The sequence below is a fragment of the Nocardiopsis sp. NPDC058789 genome (assembly GCF_042745575.1).
Taxonomy (GTDB): Bacteria; Actinomycetota; Actinomycetes; order Streptosporangiales; family Streptosporangiaceae; genus Nocardiopsis; species Nocardiopsis eucommiae.
Genome location: NZ_JBHYOW010000001.1, coordinates 293,319 through 311,480, shown reverse-complemented (window position 1 = coordinate 311,480; position 18,162 = coordinate 293,319). Strand labels below are relative to the sequence as shown.

15 protein-coding genes are annotated in these 18,162 nt (G+C 70.8%); 10 read left to right on the top strand and 5 right to left on the bottom strand.

Annotation, left to right across the window (positions count from 1 at the left end; genetic code table 11):
• Nucleotides 1–121: 121 nt before the first annotated feature.
• Both ACFW3L_RS01350 and ACFW3L_RS01345 read right to left on the bottom strand, forming a co-directional pair.
• Nucleotides 122–646 carry a DUF6315 family protein gene (locus ACFW3L_RS01350; RefSeq protein ID WP_378735062.1) on the bottom strand — a complete coding sequence of 175 codons (525 nt, stop codon included), beginning with the start codon at nt 644–646 and terminating at the stop codon, nt 122–124.
• Nucleotides 647–841: 195 nt separating this feature from the next.
• The gene (locus tag ACFW3L_RS01345; RefSeq protein ID WP_378735060.1) at nt 842–1,189 is read right to left on the bottom strand and encodes a hypothetical protein; all 348 of its coding nucleotides are present in this window, start codon (nt 1,187–1,189) and stop codon (nt 842–844) included.
• Between the two features lie 186 nt (nt 1,190–1,375).
• Between ACFW3L_RS01345 and ACFW3L_RS01340 the strand changes: the two genes are divergently transcribed.
• A complete protein-coding gene (locus ACFW3L_RS01340; RefSeq protein WP_378735058.1) occupies nt 1,376–3,124 on the top strand; it encodes a hypothetical protein in 1,749 nt (582 codons plus the stop codon).
• A gap of 34 nt (nt 3,125–3,158) precedes the next feature.
• On the opposite strand, the gene ACFW3L_RS01335 is transcribed toward ACFW3L_RS01340, so the two are convergent.
• Nucleotides 3,159–3,950, bottom strand: a complete 792-nt coding sequence (locus tag ACFW3L_RS01335) for a glutamate racemase (protein ID WP_378735056.1) — start codon at nt 3,948–3,950, stop codon at nt 3,159–3,161.
• 269 nt (nt 3,951–4,219) lie between these two features.
• Here ACFW3L_RS01335 and ACFW3L_RS01330 point away from each other — a divergent pair, with 269 nt between their 5' ends.
• From ACFW3L_RS01330 to ACFW3L_RS01305, 6 genes are all read left to right on the top strand, one after another.
• Nucleotides 4,220–5,704 carry an FAD-binding oxidoreductase gene (locus tag ACFW3L_RS01330; protein WP_378735054.1) on the top strand — a complete coding sequence of 495 codons (1,485 nt, stop codon included), beginning with the start codon at nt 4,220–4,222 and terminating at the stop codon, nt 5,702–5,704.
• Nucleotides 5,705–5,781: 77 nt separating this feature from the next.
• The gene (locus ACFW3L_RS01325) at nt 5,782–7,068 is read left to right on the top strand and encodes a class I SAM-dependent methyltransferase (RefSeq protein WP_378735052.1); all 1,287 of its coding nucleotides are present in this window, start codon (nt 5,782–5,784) and stop codon (nt 7,066–7,068) included.
• A 180-nt stretch (nt 7,069–7,248) separates the two neighbouring features.
• Nucleotides 7,249–7,734, top strand: coding sequence for a hypothetical protein (locus tag ACFW3L_RS01320; protein WP_378735050.1), 486 nt, complete (start codon nt 7,249–7,251; stop codon nt 7,732–7,734).
• Between the two features lie 155 nt (nt 7,735–7,889).
• Nucleotides 7,890–9,173, top strand: coding sequence for a sugar ABC transporter substrate-binding protein (locus ACFW3L_RS01315; protein WP_378735048.1), 1,284 nt, complete (start codon nt 7,890–7,892; stop codon nt 9,171–9,173).
• A gap of 60 nt (nt 9,174–9,233) precedes the next feature.
• Nucleotides 9,234–10,133, top strand: coding sequence for a carbohydrate ABC transporter permease (locus ACFW3L_RS01310; protein WP_378735373.1), 900 nt, complete (start codon nt 9,234–9,236; stop codon nt 10,131–10,133).
• 29 nt (nt 10,134–10,162) lie between these two features.
• Nucleotides 10,163–11,059 (top strand): carbohydrate ABC transporter permease, encoded by an 897-nt coding sequence (locus tag ACFW3L_RS01305; RefSeq protein WP_378735046.1) that lies wholly within the window; start codon nt 10,163–10,165, stop codon nt 11,057–11,059.
• Between the two features lie 72 nt (nt 11,060–11,131).
• Here ACFW3L_RS01305 and ACFW3L_RS01300 read toward each other — a convergent pair whose 3' ends face one another.
• Nucleotides 11,132–12,712 carry a long-chain fatty acid--CoA ligase gene (locus ACFW3L_RS01300; RefSeq protein WP_378735044.1) on the bottom strand — a complete coding sequence of 527 codons (1,581 nt, stop codon included), beginning with the start codon at nt 12,710–12,712 and terminating at the stop codon, nt 11,132–11,134.
• Between the two features lie 278 nt (nt 12,713–12,990).
• On the opposite strand from ACFW3L_RS01300, the gene leuS reads away from it, so the two are divergent.
• The 3 genes from leuS (at nt 12,991) to ACFW3L_RS01285 (ending at nt 16,860) form a co-directional block, all read left to right on the top strand.
• Nucleotides 12,991–15,486, top strand: coding sequence for a leucine--tRNA ligase (gene leuS / locus ACFW3L_RS01295; RefSeq protein WP_378735042.1), 2,496 nt, complete (start codon nt 12,991–12,993; stop codon nt 15,484–15,486).
• A 118-nt stretch (nt 15,487–15,604) separates the two neighbouring features.
• Nucleotides 15,605–16,186, top strand: coding sequence for a hypothetical protein (locus ACFW3L_RS01290; protein WP_378735040.1), 582 nt, complete (start codon nt 15,605–15,607; stop codon nt 16,184–16,186).
• On the top strand, nt 16,183–16,860 hold the full coding sequence (locus tag ACFW3L_RS01285) for a hypothetical protein (protein ID WP_378735038.1): 678 nt from the start codon (nt 16,183–16,185) through the stop codon (nt 16,858–16,860). Before ACFW3L_RS01290 ends, ACFW3L_RS01285 begins: the two co-directional genes overlap by 4 nt.
• Nucleotides 16,861–17,039: 179 nt before the next feature.
• Here ACFW3L_RS01285 and ACFW3L_RS01280 read toward each other — a convergent pair whose 3' ends face one another.
• Entirely contained in the window at nt 17,040–18,125 is a 1,086-nt protein-coding gene (locus ACFW3L_RS01280) for an alpha/beta hydrolase family protein (protein WP_378735036.1), read from the bottom strand.
• Nucleotides 18,126–18,162: the final 37 nt, after the last annotated feature.

Genomic DNA, 18,162 nt, shown 5'->3' with positions numbered 1-18,162 from the left:
CCGTGACACGACGGCGGCCGGGCGCCCCTGGGGTGCCCGGCCGTTGCCGTGGTCGCTGTCGAGCCGGGGGCCGACGGCCCGCGCCCGTGCGCCGCCCGTGTCGTCCCGGTGTCGCGCGGGGTCAGCCCCGCGTGCGGTAACCGAAGAGCCGGATCGCGTACCCGGGGGAGTCGTCCTCCGGCTCCTGGATCTGCCAGCGGTCGTCGTGTTCGCCCACCAGCAGCTCGTTCCACATCATGTCGATGAGTTTGAGCCGGGACACCACCGAGGCCTCGGGGTCGAGCACGATCGCGTAGGCGTGGTCGGTGAGCCGCTGGGTCACCATGCCCACGGACTGGCCGTCCCAGATCGCCGGGACGGTGGCGTGGCCGATCTCGACCCCGCACAACCGCAGCTGCTCGACCTCCTCGTCGAGGGCCTCCGCGGCCAGGGCGCCGTCGAGCCGCAGCGCGTCCTCCAGCTCGTCACGGTCCTCGTCGGCACGCAGGTAGGCGTGGTAGGTGCGGTAGCCGCACGGGCGGCACTTGCGCCAGACCACGCAGCGGGCCAGTCCGTAGGCGGACTGCGCCTCACCGACACTCTGGTGGTCGCTCACCTCGCGAACCATGCCGCATTCGCAACACAAGGCAGTGAGATCCTGCTTCATCGGAGTCCCCCCTCCCAGGCGAGTATGCGACGGATGGAGGCCGTTAGGGAACCCGTTCGGCAAGGAAGTCGCGGCAAGGACTCGTCATCAATGCCCAAAATGACCGAGTGACGGGTTTCGGACGTGCTCAGAGGGGGTGTGGACGTGGCCGGTCTCACGCGGGGGCGGTATGCTCCGCCCGCACCGGTCGAGGGTTCACTCGTCCATGGACAGACCGCGCTTGTTGCGCGCGGTCCAGTCCCGCATCCGCTGCGGATAACCCACGATCTGCACGTCGTACGCGGGCGTGGCCAGGTCGCTCGCCACCTTGCGGATCACGTCTGGGGAGCCGCAGCGCCGCCGGATCCACTCCCCGTCCGTGGCGACGGCGACCGCCGTGGCCCGTGTGGCGAAGGTTTCGGGCTCCACGAAGAACTCGACCCCCACCCGGCTCTTGGCGAAGTCGATCAGCGCCTTGATGTCCGAATCCTCGGCGGCGCGGTCGAAGCGGGCCTTGCCCTTGCGGTTGGCCTTACGGAGTCCGAACCGGTCTCGCCATCCCATCGGCGCTCATGTCTCCCTCGTGCCGCCCTGTACCAGCCGTCCGCTGTACACCTCCGAGTCTATCGGCCGTGATCCGCCACAGGCCGAGCCGGAGTGCCTCCCCCACACCGGGTTCACGCGTTCTCCAGACAGCTCTGTCACCACGCTGCTACGTTCTGTTCGCACATGCCACTGGGGGGAGACACCATGACGATGTGGACATGGGTGGGGGAGACCGGACGTCAACTCCGCGCCGCCGGACAGGACGAACTCGCCGAAGCCGTCACCGAGCTGCCCGTACTCAGCGAAGCGGGCGACGCGGTCAAGGTGGAGGCGCTGGCCAGGTCGGCCATGCGCACCGCCCGCCGCCTCGTCGCCGAGGCCGGGAAGTCCGACAACCCCGCGCCCACGGCGGTTCCGGCCTCGGTCCCGGGGGTGTTCGGCCCGCCGACCCTGTTCTTCCTGGCGCACTGGCCGCTCGCCGTGCGCGTGGGATCCCTGGCGGAGGGTCGGCGCGCCCTGGAACAGGCCAGGGCCGTCGTGGAGGACGAACCCGCGCCGAACCAGTACGGGCCGCTGGCCGTCTCCGCCCTGGAGACACTGGTTCGCTGCCACGCCAACATCGACGCCAGGGGCACCACCGACCAGCGCCGCGAACTCCTCTCCGCCCGCCGCCTGTCCGGCTGGGAGGCCACCCCGGCCTGGCCCGCCTTCACCCTGGCCCGCGTCCACCTCCTCATCGACGAGGGGCAGGCCGACCGCGCCGAGGCGGAGCTGCGCCGCTACGACCACACCGCCACCGGCCCCGCCGTGCTCGGCGCGGAGGGTGTTTTCGCCCTCGTCAGGGCCCTGCGCCACCAGGACAAGCACACCGACGCCCTGGACGCCCTGGACCGGATGGAGGCCGAGCTCGAGCTGGGCGGACGGGGCGGCGACGGTTCCGCCGTCAACCCGCGCCGCGCCGCCCTGCTGCGGATGATCCGCTTCGAGCGCGCCCGGCTGCTGTCCTGGCTGGCCCGCCTGGGACTCTGCGACGCCCGCCAGGCCATCGGCCTCCTGCCCACCGTGGAGGAGGCCGAGACCTACCCCAAGCTGCGTTCGGCGTGGGTGGAGTCGGTGGAGAACCTGGTCTGCCAGGGCAGTGTCCGCAACGACTGGCGGCTGGGCGTCCGGGTGACCACCTGGTCCCGCTACTTCGAGCGGGTGGGGGCGCCCCGCCGTGGCGCCGAGCTCGCCCTGGCCGCCTCCCGGCTGGCCAGCGGTCGGGGCGCACGGTGGGTGGCCGAGTGCTCCGCGCAGCGCGCCGAGCGCCTCATCCGGGAGCTCGGTGCCGCCGAGGAGATCACCGGTGACCTGGTGGAGGTGCGATCGATGGTGCGGGGGTTGGAGGCCGCCCACCCCCTGGCCCCCTCCGGCGGCATCCTCGACTTCCTCCGGGCACAGAAGGCCGAGGAGGTCAACCCCGAGCAGCAGGCGGAGCAGGTGAACGTGGCGCTCATGGAGCGCCCGCACGACTCCGCGCTGCTGAGCGCGCTCGGACAGGTGGGCCGCACCCTGATGCTCTCCGACGTGGCCACCGAACCCCAGTGGCGCCACGTCCGTGAACAGCCGGGAGACCAGCGCGCCGCCCTGTCGCTCCTGGAGACGCTTCTGCACGACAACGACACGGCCGGGGTGCGCGACCTCGTCCGCACTCTGGCGGCCGGGGCGCTCGTACGCGAACACGCGTCGCGGGTGGAGTCACCGCCGGTTCCGGACCGCCCTCAGGCGGGGGACCGGAGGCCGGTCACGGAGCTGCGGGAACCGGAGACGGCCCAGGACCGCCCGCGTGCGGACGACGCAGCGTGGGTTCCGGTGCGACCCCAGGTGGTGGAGCCCCAGCCGGTCCCGGACCACCCGACCGTCCGGGAGACGCGGGAGGCCGCGGGGGCCGTGCGGTTCGGGGCCGGCGGCTGAGCGCACCCACTGGTGCCACCGGGGACAGGGGTGCTCAACGGGGCAGGAGTGAACGGCCCGCCGGGTAGGTGAGGGCCGCTGGGGGGAGCTCGGCCGGACGGCCACTGGCGAGCACGGTGACCCGGCCGGGACGGTCGGAGGCCGGGGCGGTCGCGTTCTCCTGACCGCTCCCCTCGGCCGCGCCCACCCTGCGCAGGGTCTGGGCGGCCACAGCCCGGGCCGCGGTGAACAGTTCCGCCCTGCCGGAGAGGGCCCGGGAGATCTCCTCGTCCACCAGGTCGTAGTGCGTGCAGCCCAGCACCACCCCCCGGACCTCCGGTGGGGTGAGGGAGGCGGCGTACGCCACGGCGGCGCCGATCCGCGCGGGGTCCGCGGACTCCACCGCCTCGGCCAGGCCCAGGCAGGCGACCGGGGTCACCGCCACGTCCCGGGCGAAGGTCACCACGAGCCGCTGCTGGTAGTCGCTGCGGGTGGTGGCCTCGGTGGACCACACCGCGATGGGGGTCCCGGCGGCGGCCGCGGGTTTGATGGCCGGGACGGTCCCGATCACCGGGACGTCCGGTTCCAGTTCGGTGCGCAGCCGGTTCAGACCGTGCACCGACGCCGTGTTGCACGGCACCACCACGGCGTCCAGGGAACCGGCCGCGTCCAGGGCGGCACGGGCCCCGGCCAGGGCCCGGTCGATCACCTGTTCCGGGGTACGGGGCCCCCACGGCATGTGGTCCGGGTCCATGGACAGGTACAGGTCGGCGTCGGGCCGTGCCGCGTGCAGGGCCGAGGCCGTGGACAGCATGCCGATACCGGAGTCAACGAGAGCGATGCGCACGGAACCGCATCCTATGCGGACCGTCCGGTAACACTCACATCACCCCAGGTGACAGCGGCGTCGTCGCCTCCGGTCCCCCCGCGCCTCCCGGCCTCCGCGCCCCCACCCGCACCCTTCGCCGCCCGAGAGTGGGTAAGACACGTACCGAAATGGGGTGGCCGTGGACCGATACCGCTAGGTAGAACTGAGGGGATCGGCCTGCCCCGGCACGCCACCACCGGTCCTGGCCGACCCAAGCTGTGCGTCGTCAACAGTCAGGGGAACCCGGTATGACTCCGAAACAGCCCGGTACGACATCCGATCCCGGCCCCCGGTCCCCACGGGGGCCGTCGGCGGGTACGGGGCTCGCGGACCACGTCGCGGCGGTCGAACGGCTGCGGAGCGACTACCGGGCCCTCCCCGAGGGCGCCCCCGTGCGGCTGGCCAAACCGACCTCCAACCTGTTCCGGTTCCGTGAGCGGTCCTCCGCCCCGGCCCTGGACGTGTCGGCCTTCTCCGGGGTCATCGCCATCGACCCCGTCGAGCGCCTGGCCGACGTCGGCGGCATGACCACCTACGAGGAACTGGTGGCGGCCACCCTCCCGCACGGCCTCATGCCCACGGTCGTGCCGCAGCTGCGCACCATCACCGTGGGCGGGGCGGTCACCGGGTTGGGGATCGAGTCCTCCTCCTTCCACAACGGCCTCCCGCACGAGGCGGTCCAGGAGATGGAGATCCTCACCGGCTCCGGCGAGGTCGTCACGGCGACCCGGGACAACGAGCACAGCGACCTGTTCCACGGCTTCCCCAACTCCTACGGCACGCTCGGGTACGCACTGCGCCTGCGGGTGGAGCTCGACCCCGTCTCCCCCTACGTGCACCTGCGCCACCTGCGGTTCCACGACTCCTCGACGGCGATGGACGCGCTCGCCCGGATCTGCGCCGACGGCTCCCACGAGGGGCGGCCCGTGGACTTCGTGGACGGGGTGGTGTTCGGCCCCGACGAGCTGTACGTGACCCTGGCCCGCTTCACCGACCACGCGCCCTGGACCAGCGACTACACCGGAAACGACGTCTACTACCGCTCGATCGCGCGCTACGCCGACCCCGAGGACGGCTCCACCGGGCCCGGCGACTACCTCACCGTGCACGACTACCTCTGGCGCTGGGACACCGACTGGTTCTGGTGCTCCCGCGCCTTCGGCACCCAGAACCGGTTCCTGCGCCCGTTCTGGCCGCGCTCCCTCAAGCGCTCCGACGTCTACCGCAGGCTGGTGGCCTGGGACCGGCGCACCGGATTCTCCCGTCTCCTGAACCACTACCGGGGCCGCCCGCGTCAGGAGCCCCTCATCCAGGACATCGAGGTGGGGGTGGAGCGCGGCGCGGAGTTCCTGGACTTCTACCACGCGGAGATCGGCATGACCCCCCTGTGGATGTGCCCGCTCCGGCTCCGTGAGCCCCGCCGCGAGGGACTCTCCGAGGACGAGCACGTCTGGCCGCTCTACCCCCTGGAGAACGACCGCCTGTACGTGAACTTCGGCTTCTGGGGGCTGGTGGACACCCGGCCCGGCCAGGGCGGGGCCCACCACAACCGCAGGGTCGAGGAGGAGGTCACCCGGCTGGGCGGCCACAAGTCCCTGTACTCGGACTCCTTCTATTCGGAGGAGGACTTCTGGGCCCTCTACAACGGCACCGACTACGAGGACCTCAAGGAGACCTACGACCCGCGAGGCCGTCTCCTGGACCTGTACGCCAAGTGCGTACGCAACCGCTGAACCCACCGCCGAGTTGACAGCACCACCGGGCGGCGACCTGTGGGCAGGGGCCGCGTACGGAAGGGAAGGACATGAGCATGCGGCTTGCAGAGATCTTCGAGCGTGTCGTCGGACCCGACGCGCCCATCCGGTTCACCGCCTACGACGGCAGCTCGGCGGGGGACCCGGACAGCGAGGTCACGGTGAACGTGCGGACCCCGGTGGCCGTCAACTACCTGGCCCAGTCGCCCAACGCGGTGGGGCTGACACGTGCCTACGTCTCCGGCCACCTGGAGCTGGAGGGCGACATGTACACCGCGCTGAGACACATGGCGGACTTCACCTTCGCGGAGGGCGTCAACGTGACCCCCCGGGACCTCCTCGCCATCGTGGGCTCGGTGGGGTGGGTGAAGTTCGTGAACAGGGTGGCGCCGCCGCCCCAGGAGATGCGGAGGGGCACCCTGCTCGGGCGGGGGATTCGGCATTCCAAGAAGCGCGACGCCGAGGTCATCCACCACCACTACGACGTCTCCAACGAGTTCTACGAGACGGTCCTCGGCCCGTCGATGACCTACACCTGTGCGGTCTTCGACGAGGAGGACGGCGCCCTGGACCGGGTGGGCGACTTCGACGGGGCCCTGGAGAGCGCGCAGTTCCGCAAGTACGACCTGGTCTCGCGCAAGCTGGGCCTGGAGAAGGGCATGCGGCTGCTCGACGTCGGCTGCGGATGGGGCGGCATGGTGCGCCACGCCGCTCGTGAGCACGGGGTCAGGGCGGTCGGCGTGACCCTGTCCAAGGAACAGGCCGAGTGGGGCGCGAAGAGGATCGCTCAGGAGGGCCTGACCGGGCTGGCCGAGATCCGGCACATGGACTACCGGGACGTCCCGGACGGCAGCTTCGACCGGATCAGCTCGATCGGGCTGACCGAGCACATCGGGGCCCGGAACCTGGACCCCTACTTCGCCTCGCTCAACGCCAAGCTGGTGCCCGGCGGTCGGCTGTTGAACCACTGCATCACCCGTCCCAGCAACAACCTCAAGCCCATGAACACCAAGGGCGTCATCAACAGGTACGTCTTCCCCGACGGCGAGCTGGAGGGCCCCGGGCAGATCCAGACCGCCATGAACGACGCCGGCTTCGAGATCCGTCACCAGGAGAACCTGCGCGAGCACTACGCGCTGACCCTGCGCCACTGGGGCGCCAACCTGGAGCGCGACTGGGACCGGGCCGTCGCCGAGGTGGGGGAGGGCACCGCCCGTGTGTGGCGCCTCTACATGGCCGGGTGCGTCCTGGGCTTCGAGCGGAACGTCGTGCAGCTCCACCAGATCCTGGGGGTCAAGCTCGACGGCACCGACGCGCACATGCCGCTGCGGCCGAACTTCTGACCGAGCCCACGTCGGCCCACCACGGCCGTCCACCGGGATCGCCGCTCCATGGGCCGTCCCGGGCGGGGGCGTTCGCGTTGCGCGGACACCCCCGCACCCAGCCTCCGCCTGCGCCATGGAACGGCGTCGACGCGGCATCATGGAGCCGTCAGATCCAGCAGCCGTGAAGGGACCCACACCGTGTCCTCCGACGACAACGCGCCCCAGGGCGCCCCGACACCCGACCACGACCTGCCGGAGCACGTCAGGGAGACCGCGATCGCGCTGATCAGCGCCTACGCGGACCACAACCGCGAGGAGCTGGACCGGGTCATCCCCCGGGCGGCGGACGACGTCGAGGACGTCATGTCCGAGCTCAGGGTGATCGCGGCCTTCCTCGGCCGCCGCGTCCAGGAGACCGGAGTCGTGTGGAAACCCGCCGACTCGCGGGAGGCGGTGGCGCGCACCGTCGCGGAGATGCTCCCGCCGGAGCTGGAGTTCGCCGTGTCCACCGCGTGGGAGGCCCACTCGATCGGTGAGGAGGAGACGGCCGAGCGCCTCGCGCAGGGCGACCGCATGGTGTTCGCCCACATGCTCGCCGCCTTCTGCTCGGCGGTCGGGCTCGCCGTCTACAAACGCGCCGAACTCGTCTCGACCCTGCGCCAGGTGACCGGTCTCAGCGACTGACGGTGACCCGCACGACCGGGAGGAAACACCGGCCGGAACCGCCTGCCTAACAGGTCAGACACAAGTCGCAGTGGTTTACTTCACAAGATGTCGTTCTTTACGTAGGTTTCCTACCAACCCTCAGGGGACCCTCGAAAGAAACGGGAGGCGAGCCGATGGCCCGCAGACGAGTACACGAGTACGTCACCCTTCCCGCGGCCACACTGACCCTGGTGCTCGCGGCGACGGCCTGCGGGGGCGGTGGCGGCGGCGGGGACACCGACTCCCTCCAGGTGTGGATCATGGAGGGAACCAACCCGGACGCCAGCGCCTTCTTCGACGCGGTCAACGAGACCTACACCGAGCAGACCGGGATCGACGTCGAGGTCGAGTTCGTGCCCTGGGCCGACGCCCAGAACAAGATCTCCACGGCCATCGCGGGTGGCACCGTGCCCGACGTCGTCGAGCTGGGCACCACCTTCACCCCGGAGTTCGCCGACGCCGGGGCCCTGCACGACCTGTCGGGGTACGTCGACGACCCCTCCCGGTTCCAGCAGGAGATGTACTCGATGGGCGTCGTGGACGACGCCGCGTACGGGGTGCCCTGGTACGCGTCGATCCGCTCGATCATCTACCGCAAGGACATCTTCGAGGAGCACGGCCACGAGGAGCCGACCAGCTGGGAGGAGCTGCGCGAGACCGCCACGGAGCTCGCCGAGGCCGAGGACGGCATGATCGGCTTCCCGGTGCCCGGCCAGGCCCAGTACTCGGTCATGCCGTGGGTGTGGGGCGGCGGCGGTGAGGTCGCGGTCCAGGAGTCCGACGGCACCTGGACCTCCACGATCAACTCCCCGGAGGGTCGCGCGGGGGTCGAGTTCTTCACCAACCTCTCCCTGGAGGACGGCCTGTCCACCACGGGCGCGGTCAACTGGAACGAGATCGACGTCATGGAGTCCCTCGCTGACGAGGACGCCGTCATGGCCATCTCCAACAGCTCCAACCCCAAGGCCATCATCGAGTCCAACCCCGACCTGGAGGGCAAGCTCGGCGCGTTCGTGCTTCCCGGCCAGGAGGAGGGCTACATGGACTCCTTCGCCGGTGGCTCCCTGCTGTCGGTGTTCGAGGGGACCGGCAACGAGGAGGCCGGTTGGGAGTACGTCGACCTCCTCACCCAGGGTGAGTACTTCGACCGCTGGGGCGAGGAGAGCGGCTTCTTCCCGGCCGGTGTCGCGGAGATCGAGGCCTACGCCGAGTCCGGTGACCCGCTGGTCGAACCGTTCGCCGTCCAGCTCCTGGAAGCGGGCAAGAGCACCCCGGCCGTCCCCGCCTGGTCGCAGGTGGAGGCCGAGGGGATCATCGTCGGCATGCAGCAGGACATCCTCAACGGCGAAGCGACCGTGGAGGAGGCCACCGACCGCGCCGCCGAGTCCATCGAGACCATCCTCAACGAGGGAAACTAGTTGCCACCCGCCACACCGGTCCGGCCGCCCGACGGCCGCCGACGCGCGCCGCTCCTGGGTATGAGGGGGCGGCGCGCCCTCCTGCCCTGGGCCCTGCTGGTGCCCCCGCTCGGGGTCATCGGCGTACTGCTGCTGTTCCCCATCGGCCGGATCGTGTGGCTGTCCTTCCGGGACTTCAAGCTGCGCAACCTGGTCTCGGGGGACTCGGACTTCGTCGGGCTGGGCAACTACGTCAGCCTGCTCACCGACCCGTACCTGTGGCGCGTCGTCCTGGTCAACACGGTCGTGTTCGCCGTGGTCGCGGTGGTCACGACCGTCGTGCTGGGCACGCTCGTCGCCCTGCTGCTGGCCAACCTGAAGCCCGTGACGCGGGTCGTCGTGGTCTCCTGCGTGATGGTGGCCTGGGCGATGCCCGCCGTCAGCGGCACCTACGTGTGGATCTGGATCTTCGACGTGGACCAGGGGGTCGTGGCGCAGGCCCTGAAATCCCTGGGCCTGATCGAACCCTCCGGCTACAACTGGTTCGCCGACCGCTTCTGGTTCTACGCGATCGTGACGCTCAACATCGTGCACAGCGGGTTCCCGTTCGTGGCGGTCACGGTCCTGGCCGGGCTGCTCACCGTCCCCAAGGAACTGCACGAGGCGGCCCGGATCGACGGCGCCGGCGCGTGGAAGCGCTTCTGGCACGTCACCTTCCCGACGCTGCGTCCGGTGTTCGCGGTGGTGACTGTGCTCTCCACCATCTGGGACTTCAAGGTGTTCGCGCAGATCTACCTGATGCCCGGGGGTGACGTCGGCGGCTCCCAGATGCTCAACCTGGGTGTGTGGGCCTACGTGCGGTCCTTCGGGCAGAACGACTTCGGCATGGGTTCGGCCATCGCGGCCCTGCTCACGCTGCTCCTGCTGGGGATCACCGTCGTCTACCTGCGCGCGCTGTTCCGGGAAGAGGAGCTGAGATGACGCGAATCCCGCCCGGACGAGGAGGTCCCTTGGAGACGCACACCCCCGACACGTCCTCCGGAGCGTGGGAGGCACGGGTCCGGGCCTCCCGGCGCCGGGGCGGCACGCTCCGGGTCTGGCGCACGGTTGGCAAGGCCGCCGGGGTGAGCGTGCTCCTGTTCTTCACGCTGTTCCCGGTCTACTTCATGCTGATGAGCGCGTTCTCGGACAGCACGACCTCCGGGACCGGTGCGCTGCTGCCGACCTCGTTCACGCTCGACAACTTCGTGTACGTCATGACCGAGGGCAACTTCGGCCGGTACCTGCGCAACTCGCTGACCGTCGCCGGGATCACCGTGGCCTTCGCCTGCGTGCTGTCGATGCTGGCGGCCGTGGCGGTGGCGCGTTTCCGCTTCCGGTTCCGCACCGCCGTGCTGGTGATGATCCTGATCGTGCAGATGGTGCCCCTGGAGGCGCTGGTCATCCCGCTGTTCATCCAGGTGCGCGACCTCCAGATGCTCAACACGGTGATCGGGCTGAGCATCGTCTACGTGGCGCTGTCCCTGCCCCTGGCGGTGTGGATGATGCGCGGCTTCGTGGCGGCGGTCCCCAAGGAGGTGGAGGAGGCCGCCTACATCGACGGCGCGACCTGGCCGCAGATGTTCTGGAAGGTGCTGTTCCCGCTGGTGGCCCCGGGGCTGGTGGCCACGGCGATCTTCTCGTTCATCGTCGCCTGGAACGAGTTCGTGCTGGCGTTCACCTTCATGACGCAGAGCACGAACTACACGGTCGCCGTGGGCCTGCGCCAGTTCTTCGGCCAGTACGCCAACGACTGGGGCCACGTGATGGCGGCCTCGACGATCATCACCATTCCGGTGATGGTGTTCTTCATCCTCGTCCAGCGATGGATGGTCTCCGGCCTGGTCCAGGGTGCCGTCAAGGGCTAGCCGCGAGGACCGCGGAGGATGGTCGCCCCGTGAGGGCGCGGTGCCCCGGTCGGACGACCGGGGCACCGTCTCCTAGGCGTCGCGCAGTTCGCGCTTGAGGATCTTGCCGGTGGAGGTCATCGGCAGCTCCGTGCGAAACTCGACGTGGCGCGGGTACTTGTACGCGGCCAGCCGCTCGCGGGCGAACGCGACCAGGTCCTCGACGGAGGTCTCGGCGCCCTCCTGGAGGATCACGAACGCCTTGACCTCCTCCCCGTGGCTCTCGTGCGGCACGCCCACCACGGCGGCCAGGCTGACCGCCGGGTGGGTCATCAGCACCTCCTCGACCTCGCGGGGGTACACGTTGAAGCCGCCACGGATGATCATGTCCTTGGAACGGTCGATGATGAAGTAGAAGCCGTCCCCGTCGCGGCGGGCGATGTCCCCGGTGCGGAACCACCCGTCCCTGATCACCTCGGCGTTCACCTCGGGGCGGTGGTGATAGCCCTTCATCACCAGGTGTCCCCGGACCGCGATCTCCCCGACCGGGTCCCGGTCACCCTCCCCGACCACCTCGTTCCACTCGGGGTCGATCAGCTTCATCTCCACACCCCAGACCGGGCGGCCGATGGAGCCGGTCTTGGCGCCGGTGGCGGGGTTGTTGAAGGAGGCCACGGGGGAGGTCTCGGACAGGCCGTAGCCCTCCTTGATGCCCACGCCGAAGAGCTTGGTGAAGTCCTCGGCCAGCTGACCGGGCAGGGCCGAACCACCGGAGACGGCGTCGACCACGTTCGCGGCGATGCCCTCCAGGTCGTACCGGCCGGGCTCGGCGTTCCGGGCGGCGTTGAGCAGACCCCAGTACATGGTGGGGACCCCGGCGAACCCGGTGACGCCCTCCTTCTGCATGAGCTCCAGCGCCTGGTCCCCGTCGAAGCGCGGCATGAGGACCATGGTGCCGTGGCGGTACAGCGACGCGTTCAGCATCACGGTCTGGCCGAAGATGTGGAAGAGGGGAAGGACGGTCAGGGACACGTCGCGTCCGTCGGGGTGCGCGTTGACCAGGCTGGACGCGACCACCGCGTTCATCATCAGGTTGTGGTGGCTCAGTTCGGCGCCCTTGGGCTTGCCGGTGGTGCCGCTCGTGTAGATGATGACGGCCGTGTCGTCGGCCCCGGACTGCACGGTCTCGAACGTGCCCGGCTGTCCGGCCAACGCCGCCCAGATCGTCTCGGCGCCCTCGATGGTGGACTCGGTGGCCCCGGCGGTGGCGGGCATGTCCACGAAGATCTCGCAGCCCTCCACCTGGTTGAACGCCTCGAAGGAGCGTTGGCCCAGCGGGAGCTCGGGGCTTCCGGTGAAGGCGAAGAGCGCCCTGGCGCCGGAGTCCTCCAGGTGGTAGGCGATCTCACGTGGGGTGAGCAGGACGTTCAGGGGGACGACAACGGCGCCCGCCTTCAGCGCGCCGAAGTACACGAACGGGAAGTACGGAAGGTTGGGGCTGGCCAGCGCCACCCGGTCACCCGGACGGACACCCCGGGAGACGAGCAGGTTGGCCACCTGGTTGGCGATCATGTCGGTGACCGCGTAGTTGAGCCGGGTGTCACCGAAGACCAGGCACTCCTTCTCGGGCGCGGAACGGGCGCCGTCCTCCAGGAGAGCGGACAGGTTGAACATGGGGGCCTCCGCAGACAAGTGAATCCGGACCGGTGAGACGAGAGACAGGGTGTGACCTGAATCGCGTGTTCTGCGCCACTTTGACGGCAGAGTAACAAACCGAGCGGTCGGTGTGGAGGGGCCGAGGGTCCGAAAGACCACCGGTGTCGCGATCACCCTCCGTGAGGACGCCCAGGTTCGAGGTGCGTCCCGGATGGCGGAAATCCGGTCTTCGGCCGGGTACCGCAGCCGCTAACCTGAAGGCAACACACCCAGAACCGGCTAAGGAACACTCAGCGATGACAGCGGTAGACGGCGACCAGACGACGGGCGACACCTACGACGCCCGCGCCCTCCAGGACAAGTGGCAGGCGCGCTGGGCCGCCGAGCTTCCGTTCGAGGCCACCATGGACCCGGGCGACACGCGCCCCCGCTCCTACATCGTCGACATGTTCTCCTACCCCTCCGGTGACCTGCACATGGGCCACGCGGAGGCCTACGCCATCGGTGACGTGATCGGCCGCTACCGCTTCCAGCGCGGCGACAACGTCCTGCACCCGGTCGGCTGGGACTCCTTCGGCCTGCCCGCCGAGAACGCGGCCATCAAGAACAACGACCACCCCTACAAGTGGACGTACGCCAACATCGAGACCCAGGCCTCCTCGATGCGCCGCTACGGCCTGGCCCTGGACTGGTCGCACCGCCTGCACACCAGTGACCCCGAGTACTACAAGTGGAACCAGTGGCTGTTCACCCGCTTCTTCGAGCGGGGGCTGGCCTACCGCAAGGACGGCCTGGTCAACTGGTGTCCGCAGGACCAGACCGTGCTCGCCAACGAGCAGGTCGTACAGGGAAGGTGCGAGCGCTGCGGCGCCGACGTCGAGCGCCGCGCCCTCAACCAGTGGTACTTCAAGATCACGGACTACGCCCAGCGCCTGCTGGACGACATGGACCAGCTGGACAACGGCCGCTGGCCGGACGAGATCCTGGCCATGCAGCGCAACTGGATCGGCCGCTCCAGCGGCGCCGACGTGCACTTCGAGATCGAGGGCCGCGACGAGCCGGTCACCGTCTACACGACCCGCCCGGACACCTTGTACGGCGCCACCTTCTTCGTGGTGGCGGCCGACGCCGACCTGGCCGAGGACCTGTGCGCGCCCGAGCAGCGCGAGGCCTTCGAGGCCTACCGCGCGGACGTCGCCAAGCTCTCCGACATCGAGCGCCAGACCACCGAGCGCCCCAAGACCGGCGTGTTCCTGGGCCGCCACGCGATCAACCCGGTCAACGGCGAGCGCATGCCCGTCTGGGCCGCCGACTACGTGCTGGCCGGATACGGCCACGGCGCGATCATGGCGGTCCCCGCGCACGACCAGCGCGACCTGGACTTCGCCCTCGCGTTCGACCTGCCCGTGCGGGTCGTGGTCGAGACCGGCGAGGCCGACCCCGCCGAGACCGGCGTGGCCACCGCCGGTGAGGGCGTGCTGCGCGACTCCGGCCCGCTGGACGGCCTGACGAAGACCGACGCCATCGAGCGCATCATCGGCATCATGCGCGAGCGCGGCACCGGCGACGCCACGGTCAACTACCGCCTGCGCGACTGGCTGCTCTCCCGCCAGCGCTACTGGGGCACCCCGATCCCGATCATCCACTGCCCCTCGTGCGGTGAGGTGGCCGTCCCCGACGAGCAGCTGCCGGTCACGCTGCCCGACCTCCAGGGCGCCGAGCTGGCCCCCAAGGGAATCTCCCCGCTGGCCGCCGCCAAGGAGTGGCTGCACGTGGACTGCCCGTCCTGCGGCGGTCCGGCCGAGCGCGACACGGACACCATGGACACCTTCGTGGACTCGTCCTGGTACTTCCTGCGCTACGTCTCCTCGCACCTGGACACGGCCCCCTTCGACACCGACGAGGTCAACAAGTGGGGCCCCGTCGACCACTACATCGGCGGCAAGGAGCACGCGACGCTGCACCTGATGTACGCGCGCTTCTTCACCAAGGTCCTGTACGACATGGGCATGCTCGACTTCACCGAGCCCTTCCGCCGCCTCACCAACCAGGGCCAGGTCATCAACGAGGGCCGGGCGATGTCCAAGTCGCTCGGCAACGGTGTGGACCTGGGCAAGGAGATCGACGCCTACGGTGTGGACGCGGTCCGGCTGACCATGCTCTTCGCCTCACCGCCCGAGGAGGACGTCGACTGGGCGGACGTGTCCGTGGTCGCCGCGCAGAAGTTCCTCAACCGCGCCTACCGCGTGATGAGCGAGGCCGGAGCGGCCAGCGCCCCCGGCGCCGACCCGGCCACCGGCGACACCGACCTGCGCCGCTTCACGCACCGCTCCATCGAGCAGATCACGGCGCTGGTCGAGGACAAGCGGTTCAACGTCGCCATCGCCCGCTGCATGGAGCTGGTGTCGGCCGCCCGCAAGGCGATCGACTCGGGCCCCGGCGCCGCCGACCCGGCGGTGCGCGAGGCGGCCGAGTTCGTGGCCGTCGCCCTGTCCCTGTTCGCGCCCTACATCGCGGAGGAGGGCTGGGAGAAGCTGGGCCACAGCGGCTCGGTGGCCGTCGGCAACTGGCCCGAGGCCGACCCGGCGCTGGTGGTCCAGGAGTCCGTCGTCTGCGTGGTGCAGGTGCAGAGCAAGGTTCGCGACAAGTTGTCGGTGTCCCCCGACATCGACCCCGCCGAGCTGGAGCGCCTGGCCCTGGCCTCGGAGAAGGCCCAGGGCTTCATCGGTGACAAGACCGTGCGCAAGGTGATCGTCCGCGCGCCCAAGCTGGTGAACATCGTCGTCGGTTGATCCGTCGCGCGGGGCGGTGGTCGCGGTGGCGACCACCGCCCCCTACCTTGGGCGTGACAACTGATTGGGAGGCGGTGGCCGGGTGGGCTCTGCGACGGGTGCTGGACCACGACCCTGGGTGCGGGCGGCGATCGTGGTGACGGGCGCGGTGGTGGTCTCCGCGGCCGCAGTCGGAGGCGGCCTCTGGATCGCCGGGGGCGACCCGGACCAGCCCGGGGGCGGTGACGCCTACACCGCCGCGCCCCCGTGCGGAGCGGTCCCCGAGGACGCGGTCGCCCAGGCGCTGCCCGGGGCGGTCCTGGAGTCGGACGACGGCGGCCCCCTGGCGGGCGGTGACGGCACCGCGTGCGTGTGGACCACGGCCGGGCTCGGGGGTGACCAGCAGGGGGTCCTGAGGGTGGACCTGACCGCGCGCTTCACCGACGCCTCCGCCGAGCCGACCGTGACCGGTGACGCGTCCGCCGCCCTGGCCCAGGCCGCGCTCGTGCCCCCGCGCGGCGCGTCCGTGGTTCTGGGGTCGGGAGCCGAGGCCGAGGTCTGGCGCGGCCAGGTCCCCGGCACCGCAGAGCTCGCCTTCCACACCGACAACCTGCTGGTCCGCGTCTCCTACACCGCCGTGGACGAGGACGACCCGGTGGCCTTCGACCGTGCCGAGGAGACCATCGTGGCCTTCGCCGACCAGCTGGGGGAGGCCCTGTGACCGGCCCGTATCCCGAACCCCGGCACTTCGGTCAGCCGGAGGACCCCGGTGCCGCACCGCCGCAGAGCCGGGGCCTGGCCGTCACCCTGCTCGTCGTCCTGATCGTGGCCGTGCTGGCTCTCGCGGGCTGGCTCGCCTGGTACCTGCTGGGCAACGGCGTGGAAGAGGGCGAGTTCGAGGCCGCGCCCGAGTGCGGGGTCGGCGAGACCGAGGCCCTGGCGGAACTCGTGCCGGGCTACGAGAGCGAGATCGAGGAGACCGTCGGCACCGCCCAGGACGCCTTCGGGACCGGTTGGCAGTGCCGTTGGGCCACCCCCGAGGGTGCGGGCGAGTCCGTGCCCTCCGCCGCCACCCTGGTCATGGTCGCCGCCCCGGTCGAGGGCGGCCAGGAGACCGCCGCCGACACCCTGCGCTCCACGGCGGGAGGGAACGACGCCCAGCCGGTGGACGGCCTGGGCGACGAGGCCCTCACGTGGGTGGAGGAGGGCGCGTTCGAGGTGGGCTGTGTGGGCGTGCGGGTCTCCAACCTGTACGTCGAGTCCTGCTACACCGCCGCCACCGACTACGACGCGGTGGGGTCCGTGGACGGGGCGGTCGCGGCCGAGGACGCCGAAGTCCTCGCCCGTGCCGTCGTCGAGCGGCTGCCCGCCTCCGGGGACGACCAGGACGACTAGGGCGTGTTCCGCGGATGCTCCCGCCGGTGGCGGCGGAGCGGCCGTGGACGCGCGAGGCGGCCCGGCGTCGTCGCGGTCGCGGAACGCTCCGGCGGCCGGGACTTCCTCGCGGGCGTCCCCGCCCGGGTGATCCGGGCGATCGACCGAGTCCGGCCGGTGGCCCGCGGTCCGGGGACCGCCTACCGCAGGCCGCCGAGGAACCGTTCCAGGGCCGGGGTGACGTCGGGTGAGAAGGCGCGGTCCGCGTCGAGGGCGGCGGCGCCGGGGGAGTCGTCGTACTCGCGCAGGATGTGGTCGGCGCCGGGCAGGTCCACCCGCTCGGCACCGTCCATACCGGTCATGAGCCGGTCGATCTCCTCCTCGTTGACCTGGGCGTCCCGGTCGCCCCACAGAACCAGGACCGGGGTGTCCCCGGGCAGCTCCTCGGCCAGCTCGACCGGGTCGAAGGAATCGATCCACGCCAGGTAGTCCGCGCCGTTCGCGTCGAACAGGCCGGTGGAGTCGGTCTCGGGCAGCTCCGAGCCGGAGCGCACCGCGGCCCGGCCCGCCCGCAGGTCGGAGAGCATCGTCGCGGCGGTCACCTCGCCGACGCCGCCCTGGGCCTCGGCGGTGCGGACCTGCTCGGACAGCTGTCGGTCGATGAGGTCGAGCATGCGCGTGCCGGGCGGGGCGGCCAGCACCAGGGCCGGTTCGGCGTCGAGGACCTCATGGGCGCGCAGGGCGAACAGGGCGCCCTCGCTGTGGCCCAGGATGACGGTGCGCTCGGGGTCCACCTCGGGCTGGGCGACCAGTTCCGCGTAGGCGGCGGCCATCTGCCGCTCGAAGACCAGGGGGTCGACCGGCTGGTCGAGGGCCTCCTCCTCGGCTTCGCTCATGGCGTCCGGGTCGGCGCTGCCGAACTTGTCGTAGCGCAGCGACGCCGCACCGGCCCCGCTCAGCACACGGGCGAGGTTCAGGTTGGTGTTGGCCTCGGGGCGCCCGGGGCCGTTGCCGTTCCGGTCGGTGGGGCCGCTGCCGGAGATGATGAGCACCCCGGGGACGGTGCCCCCGTCACCCCCGGGGGTGGTGAAGGTGCCGGGCACCGTGAAGCCGCCGCCCTCGAAGGAGACCTCGCGCTCCTGCCCGGAGGCGCCGGGAAGGGCGGGCCCGTCACCGCCGTCGCTGGGCGCGCAGGCGGAGACCAGCAGCGTCCCGGCGGCCAGGGTCGCGGCCAGGAGGGCGCGGGTCGGGGAGGGGGACACGGGGGCGGAGACAGGTGACGACACGTCCTCAGCGTATCGGCCCACCCACCGCCCCCGGCTT

Excerpts from the sequence above, each read along its gene's own strand:
- ACFW3L_RS01350 (WP_378735062.1), bottom strand. The coding sequence starts at position 646 with ATGAAGCAGGATCTCACTGCCTTGTGTTGCGAATGCGGCATGGTTCGC.
- ACFW3L_RS01345 (WP_378735060.1), bottom strand. The coding sequence starts at position 1,189 with ATGGGATGGCGAGACCGGTTCGGACTCCGTAAGGCCAACCGCAAGGGC.
- ACFW3L_RS01340 (WP_378735058.1), top strand. The coding sequence starts at position 1,376 with ATGACGATGTGGACATGGGTGGGGGAGACCGGACGTCAACTCCGCGCC.
- ACFW3L_RS01330 (WP_378735054.1), top strand. The coding sequence starts at position 4,220 with ATGACTCCGAAACAGCCCGGTACGACATCCGATCCCGGCCCCCGGTCC.
- ACFW3L_RS01325 (WP_378735052.1), top strand. The coding sequence starts at position 5,782 with ATGCGGCTTGCAGAGATCTTCGAGCGTGTCGTCGGACCCGACGCGCCC.
- ACFW3L_RS01315 (WP_378735048.1), top strand. The coding sequence starts at position 7,890 with ATGGCCCGCAGACGAGTACACGAGTACGTCACCCTTCCCGCGGCCACA.
- ACFW3L_RS01310 (WP_378735373.1), top strand. The coding sequence starts at position 9,234 with ATGAGGGGGCGGCGCGCCCTCCTGCCCTGGGCCCTGCTGGTGCCCCCG.
- ACFW3L_RS01300 (WP_378735044.1), bottom strand. The coding sequence starts at position 12,712 with ATGTTCAACCTGTCCGCTCTCCTGGAGGACGGCGCCCGTTCCGCGCCC.
- leuS (WP_378735042.1), top strand. The coding sequence starts at position 12,991 with ATGACAGCGGTAGACGGCGACCAGACGACGGGCGACACCTACGACGCC.